This is a genomic window from Frankia canadensis, from assembly GCF_900197875.1.
Taxonomy (GTDB): domain Bacteria; phylum Actinomycetota; class Actinomycetes; order Frankiales; family Frankiaceae; genus Frankia; species Frankia canadensis.
On sequence record NZ_FZMO01000209.1, the window covers coordinates 1 to 6,722 of the forward strand.

Annotated in this window: 3 protein-coding genes and 1 pseudogene; 3 read left to right on the forward strand and 1 reads right to left on the reverse strand. The window is 75.2% G+C overall.

What is annotated here, in order from left to right; all coding sequences use genetic code 11:
* Nucleotides 1–336 (reverse strand): annotated as a pseudogene (locus C1A33_RS35780) (hypothetical protein); the annotation flags it as partial.
* 776 nt (nt 337–1,112) lie between these two features.
* On the opposite strand from C1A33_RS35780, the gene C1A33_RS17065 reads away from it, so the two are divergent.
* The 3 genes from C1A33_RS17065 to C1A33_RS17075 form a co-directional block, all read left to right on the forward strand.
* The gene (locus tag C1A33_RS17065; RefSeq protein WP_165818437.1) at nt 1,113–3,644 is read left to right on the forward strand and encodes an ATP-binding protein; all 2,532 of its coding nucleotides are present in this window, start codon (nt 1,113–1,115) and stop codon (nt 3,642–3,644) included.
* A gap of 2 nt (nt 3,645–3,646) precedes the next feature.
* Nucleotides 3,647–5,869 (forward strand): WD40 repeat domain-containing protein, encoded by a 2,223-nt coding sequence (locus C1A33_RS17070; RefSeq protein WP_101832480.1) that lies wholly within the window; start codon nt 3,647–3,649, stop codon nt 5,867–5,869.
* A 25-nt stretch (nt 5,870–5,894) separates the two neighbouring features.
* The coding region (locus tag C1A33_RS17075) for a serine/threonine-protein kinase (protein ID WP_133150706.1) at nt 5,895–6,722 on the forward strand (828 nt) is incomplete at its 3' end.

The following is a 6,722-nucleotide window of genomic DNA, read 5'->3' on the forward strand; positions in this document are numbered from 1 at the left end:
TCCCTGGTAGCCACGGGGTCCCTGGTAGCCACGGGGTCCCTGGAAGCCGCGCGGGCCCTGGGCTCCCTGGGCTCCCTGAGCTCCCTGAGCGCCCTGCGGTCCCTGGAAGCCGCGCGGACCCTGCGGTCCCCGCGGTCCCTGGGGACCTCGGTCCTTGTCATCATCGAAGATGTTCAGGGCTTGCGGGGTGCCGCTCACCACGCCGGCCGGTCCCGGGACCTCCGCCGCCTGGGCCATGGCCGCCTGGCCGATCGCCAGCGGGGCGAGCACGCCAGTCGTCGCCGACAGCATGAATGCTGTTCTGACGATGGCCCTGTTCAGGGAGTTACGATTCATCTGATGCTCCGTTTCTGCTGTGAATGGATTGATGGGAAAGTGGTGTGCCGCGTGGCGGCGATGGCCGGGAGTGATGGTGAGTGGGGCTGTTTCCTTGGCTGTCTGCTCTTCCCTTCGTTTCCCGTGGGTCTGCTGGGCTGGCAGCCTTCGTCCCGCCGTGCTGCTGGTGGGGGTCCGATACCGGCTTGTCCCGGCCGTCGGACGCACCCGGCCTCCGTTCATTCCGGCGAATTCCGTCGGATCGACGTTTTGGCTCGGCATCTAGCTGGAGAGTCGAAATCCGCCTTACCGCTACCTTGTCGCCGCTTGGCCCCCCGGCCCCGTGGCCGTCGGTGACGGGCCCAATCGATATCAGAAGCAGATGATCATCTGGAGGTGACACGCCGGACGTGGAAAGGCCCTTCGATGGGTGGTCGTTGGCGTATTGGCTGCGTAATTCCTGTTTGGCTCGACCGTGGATCAGTGAAATGCCCGCCGGAGGTATTCTCCGCGGTTTTCGGCAACTGTCGGACGGTGAACCCCGGGCGTCGGCGGGCCCAGGCCGGGCCGCCGTGCGGCCACCATCGTCCCGTCCGACCGCCGGATACGACCGTCGGCGGCGACAGGGCGGTCGCAGGCGCGCCCGGAGAGGCGCCGCAACGACAGAGGCGCCGCAACGACATCTGTTCCGGTCGGTACTGGAATCACGCGAATCCTCTACGATGGCGACGCCGCGTGGGCGAATGACCGGGCTGGGGCGCTCGGTACCCCGCGTAGGCATCGGGGGGCAACGGGTGATGCGGTCATCGGCGTCGCGGACGTCGCCACTGGTTCTGGGCGCCGCCGGCGCGCGGGCGCTGGTGGTGGGCACGGGTGGCCATGCCGCCCCACCCGCCCTCGGGCGGGCGCTGGTGGACCGGTGCGGCCTGGCCGAGGAAGGCCTGCGGCTGGTCACCGACCCGTCGAGCCCGCTGGAGCTCGGCGAGGCGGTCGCGGACGTCGCCGAGGACGCGGCCGAGGCGCTAGCGGTCTGTTTCCAGGGCCTTCTGGCCACCGCCGGCGATGGCGCCCTCTACCTGGGCACGGCGGCCTCGGATACCCGACCCCACCGCCTGGCGCACACCTGGCTGCCGCTGACCTCGCTGCTGGCGGCGGTCGCGGCGAGCCCGGCCCCGCGCCGACTCGTCGTCGTCGACGTCGTGCGCGTCGTCCTGAGCGATCAACCAGTCCCGATCAGCCGCTCGGTCCCGGGTGATGACGCCGTTCCCGACGACCGCGGGGTCCCGGACGGCGAGGCACCGCCACGCCCGGCCGCTGCGCCGGGCGCCGCCGGGGAGGGCACCGAGATCCTGGCCGCGGCCGGCCCCGACGTCGAGGTCGTCGTCCTGGTCTCCGCCCCGCCGCCCGGGACCGGGCAGAGCCCGGCTCCGCTGCTCGAGGAGTGGGCGCACCTGCTGGTCAACGGCGACCCGGACGGTCCGGTCGAGCTCACCGTCGAGCGGCTGATCCGGGCCGCCACCCGCCGGGTGGCCATGCGTGGCCACACCGTGCTGCGCAGCGCCGCCACCTGGTCGGACCAGGTGATCATGGCGTACAACGTGGCGCACACACCGCCGATCGCGGACCTGGCCGCGGCCCCGACCGCCCTGCTCGCGGACGGCCCCGGACCGGTGGTGACACCCGTCCCGCGGCCGGCGGCCGACCCGGCCGGAGCGCCCGCGGCGTCCGGGTCCGCCGAGGTGCCCCGGGCGAGCGCGGAGCCCGGACCGACCGCCGTGTCCGGCGCCCTCGCCCGGCGGGCGTCCGCCGCGGACGAGCAGTGCCCGTATCCGGGGCTCGCCTCGTTCGACGGTGGCACGCGGCAGTGGTTCTTCGGCCGCGAACGGGCCGTCGCCGACGCGCTGTCCCGCCTGGAGGACCGCCTCGGCGGCGCCGGTCCGCTGGTGCTCGTCGGGGCGTCCGGATCGGGGAAGTCGTCGCTGCTGCGCGCCGGCCTGCTGCCGGCGCTTGCCCGCGGCGCGGTGGCGGGGGCGCGCGGCTGGCCGCAGGTGGTGATGACCCCCACCGATCATCCGGCACGTGAGCTGGCCGGTCGGCTCGCGGCCGCGGCGGGGCTGTCGGTGCTCGCCGCGGCCCGGCTGGACGTCGTGTCCGAACCGGAGCGCTTCGTCGGCGCCCTCGCGGACCTGCTCGCGCTGCGCCCGGCGGCCGGCGGGGCCGGGGCGACCCGGCGGGTGGTGATCGTCGTCGACCAGTTCGAGGAGACGTTCACCCTGTGCGCCGATGAGCGGGAGCGCACCGCCTTCATCCGCGCGCTCGTCGCCGCCGCCCGCGGGGACGGGGCGGACAGCCCGCCTGCGGTCGTCGTCCTCGGCGTGCGCGCGGACTTCTACGGCTGGTGCGCCGCCCACCCGGAGCTGGTCGACGCGCTGCAGCGCGGCCAGGTGGTCGTCGGCCCGATGACCGCCGCCGAGGTGCGCGACGCCATCGTCCGCCCGGCCGAGACGGTGGGCCTCGCGGTGGAACCGGGCCTCGTCGACCTGATGGTGCACGACCTCGGCGCGAGCGAGGACGGCGTCGTCGCCGACCCGGGATCGCTGCCGCTGCTCGCCCACGCGCTGCGCGCCACCTGGCAGGAGCGGGAGAACGGCACCCTCACGGTCGCCGGCTATCTGCGGGTCGGCGGTCTGCGCGGGGCGATCGCCCGTACCGCCGAGGAGACCTTCGGCGCGTTCGACGCCGCCGGCCAGGACCTCGCCTGGCAGATCATGCTGCGGCTGGTCCGCTTCGGCGACGGCACCGACGACACCCGCCGCCGCGTCCCCCGCGCCGAGCTGCTCGCCCTGTCCGAGCCGCGGGAGCCGCGGGAGCCGCGGGAGCCGGGGACGGCGGGGACGGCGGGGACGACCGCGGGCGCGACGACGCTGCCGGCCGCGCCGTCGACGGTGGTCGCCGGCGTGCTGGACGCGCTGGTCGGGGCGCGGCTGGTGACCGCGGACGCGGACAGCGTCGAGATCTCGCACGAGGCGCTGCTGCGGTCGTGGCCGCGGCTGCGTGAGTGGATCGAGGTCGACCGGGCCGCGGCCGTGGCCCGCCAGCGCCTCGCCGACGCCGCGACGAGCTGGGACAACGGCGGGCGCGACCCGTCCTACCTGTTCACCGGCAGCCGGCTGGCCGCCGCCCGCGAGTCGGTCGACAACGAGCCAGGCGGGGCCGGGCGCCCCCGCCGGCCCGCCCCCCCTCCCCCCCCCCCCCGCCCCCCCGCACGCCGGCCCGCCACGTCGAGGCGCGCCGCACCCGACGGCTGCGCCAGCTCGTCGCCGCCCTGACGGTGCTGGTCCTCGTCGCGAGCGGGGCGATGGCGTTCGCGTTCTGGCAGCGGGCCCGCGTCGCCGACGAGCGTGACGAGGCCCGCTCGGTCGCGATCGGCCGGCAGGCCGCGCAGTTGCGCGCCGCCGACCCCCTCGCCGCCGCCCAGCTCGCCGCCGTCGCCTACCGGCTCGCCCCGACGCCGGAGGCGCGCAGCGCCCTGCTGTCGACGTTCGCCAGCGGCTACGGCTTCGCCACCCGCCATCTCGGCAGCCAGACCCGCCCGATCGGCGCCGTCGCCTACAGCCGCGACGGCCGTCTCGTCGCCGCCGCCAGCGACGACTGGTCGGTCGCCCTGTGGGACGCCGCCGCCCCGTCCCGGCGCACGCCGCTCGCCACCATCCGCGGGCACCGACTCGCGGTGAAGTCCGTCGCCTTCAGCCCGGACGGCCGCTACCTCGCCACCGGCGGCGACGACCGCACCGTGCGGCTGTGGACGCTGACCGACCCGGCCCACCCGGCACTCGCCGCGACCCTGCCCGGCGCCACCGACTCGGTGTACGGGCTGGCGTTCAGCCCCGACGGGCGGATCCTCGCCACCGGCGGCTGGGGCGCGCAGGTGCGGCTGTGGAGCGTCGCGGACGTCGCCGCGGTCCGCCAGGTCGGCGCCGTCACCGCGCACACCGCGAACGTGCGGGCACTCGCCTACAGCGCCGACGGCTCCGAGCTGCTCACCGGCGGCGACGACGGCCGCGCGCTGCTGTGGGACGTGCGTGACGTCGCCGCCCCGGCGCCGCTCGGCGAGCTGACCAGCGAGGTCGGCTCGAACGTCGTGCTCAGCGCCTCGACGACGATCCGCTCGGTGGCGCTGAGCCCCGACGGCCGGCTCGCCGTCACCGGCGGCGATGACACCACCGCCCGCGTCTACGACGTCAGCGACCCGCGCCATCCCACCGTCGTGCAGGTCATCGACGAGGTCCGCGCCGTCACGTCGGTCGCGGTGAACACGGCGGGCCTGGTCGCCGTCGCGGCGAGCAACGCCGTGGAGATCTACGACCCGACCCGCCACGGTGACACCGTCGCCGTCCTCCCGCACGGATCGAAGGTCTGGTCGGTCGCGTTCAGCCCCGACGGGCGGACGCTGGCCAGCGGCGCCGACGACCGCACCCTGCGGCTGTGGGACGTCCCCGGCGCCACCCTCGTCGGAGCGTCGAAGTTCCTGTGGTCGACGGCCGTCGCCCCGAACGGGCGGGTGGTGGCCACCGGCGACTATGCCAACACCGTTCGGTTGTGGGACACCACCGACCCGGCCCGCCCGGTGCCCGCCGCCGAGCTCACCGGGCTGAACGCCGCCGCCGACAACGTCCGCTTCACCCCCGACGGCAAGGTCCTCGTCGCCGCGAGCCTCGACACCACCACCGGCTTCGACGGCACCGTCCTGCTGTGGGACGTCGCCGACCCGCGCCACCCCCGCGTGCTCGCCACCGTGCATCCCGGCATCGGCGGCATCGCCGACCTGAAGATCAGCCCGGACGGGCGCACGCTGGCGCTCGCCGGCTCCGACGCCCGCATCGCCCTGTGGGACATCGCCGACCGCGCCGCCCCCCGCCAGCGGGCCGTGTTCGGCGGGCAGCGCTACGACGTGTCCACGGTCAGCTTCAGCCCCGACGGGCGCACCCTCGCGTCGGGCAGCAGTGACCGTACAGTCCGGCTGTGGGACGTCACCAACCTCGACCATCCGGTCGGGCTCGGCACGATCGGCGGCTTCACCAGCGCGCTGATCACCGTCGCGTTCAGCCGCGACGGCGACACCCTCGCGGTCGGCAGCTTCGACACCCAGATCGCCCGGTGGGACGTCCGCGACCGGCGGGCCCCGCGCGCGCTCACCCCGCTGATCGGTCTGGGTGCCGGCGTCAACGCGATCGAGTTCAGCCCCGACAGCCGGCTCATGGCGGCGGCCGTCGGCGGCGCGAACGGGGTCGTGCGGCTGTGGGACGTCTCCGGCGGCGGGGACCCGAAACCGTACGCGACGTTCGCCGGCCGGTACAACGGCTTCGCCGCGGTCGCGTTCGCGCCGACGGGTGCGTACGTCGTCGGCGCGCCCTACCAGGTCGTGGGGTTCGTCTGGAGCCTGGACGCCCGGGCCACCGAGTCGGCCCTCTGCTCCCGCGCCGGCGACCCGCTGACCCGCGCCGAATGGAAGCAGTACCTGCCCGACCTCGGCTACGATCCGCCCTGCGGCTGAGCCTCACCGTGTCACCGAGGGGCTCGTGGGCAGGGGGGTCGTCGACGCGAGGGCCGTGGCGGCGATGAACAGTGCGGGGTCGGCGCGGCCGGGCGGGTTCGGGTCGCAGCGATCGGTCACCGAACGGGTCGCCGACGCGTTGCCGGCCTATGACGTGACGGCGGTGCTCGGCCACGGCGGCCACGCGGTGGTGCTCGCCGGGCGGCACCGTCGGCTTGGCCGCAGCGTCGCCATCAAGGTGCTGTCCACGGCCGGTTCCGACGGCGGCGCCCACGGCCGCTTCCTCGCCGAGGCCCGGGTGCTCGCCGGCCTCGACCATCCCCACATCGTCGGTATCTACGACTATGTCGAGTCCGCCGACCTGTGCCTGCTGGTGATGGAGCGCCTCGCCGGCGGCAGCGCCCGCACCCTCGCCGCGAACGGCCTGACCGTCGCCACGGTCGCCGCCGTCGGCCTCGCCGCCTGCGCCGCCCTGCGCTGCGCCCACGACGGCGGCATCCTGCACCGCGACGTCAAGCCCGACAACATGCTGTTCACCGCCGACGGCCTGCTCAAGGTCACCGACTTCGGCATCGCCAAGCTCGTCGGCGCCTCCGGCGCGGCCCCCAGCACGTTCGTCGGCACCCCCGTCTACATGGCACCCGAGCAGTTCGACGGCCGTCCCCTCGGCCCCGCCTGCGACCTGTACGCCCTCGGCGTCGTCCTCTATGAGCTGCTCAGCGGCCGCCCCCCGTTCGCCCGCTCGCTGCCGATGACCCAGCTCATGACCCTGCACCTGCGCACCCCGCCACCCCCGCTGGACGCGGTGCCGCCCGCCGTCGCCGCCGTCGTCGCCCGCGCGCTGGCCAAGGAC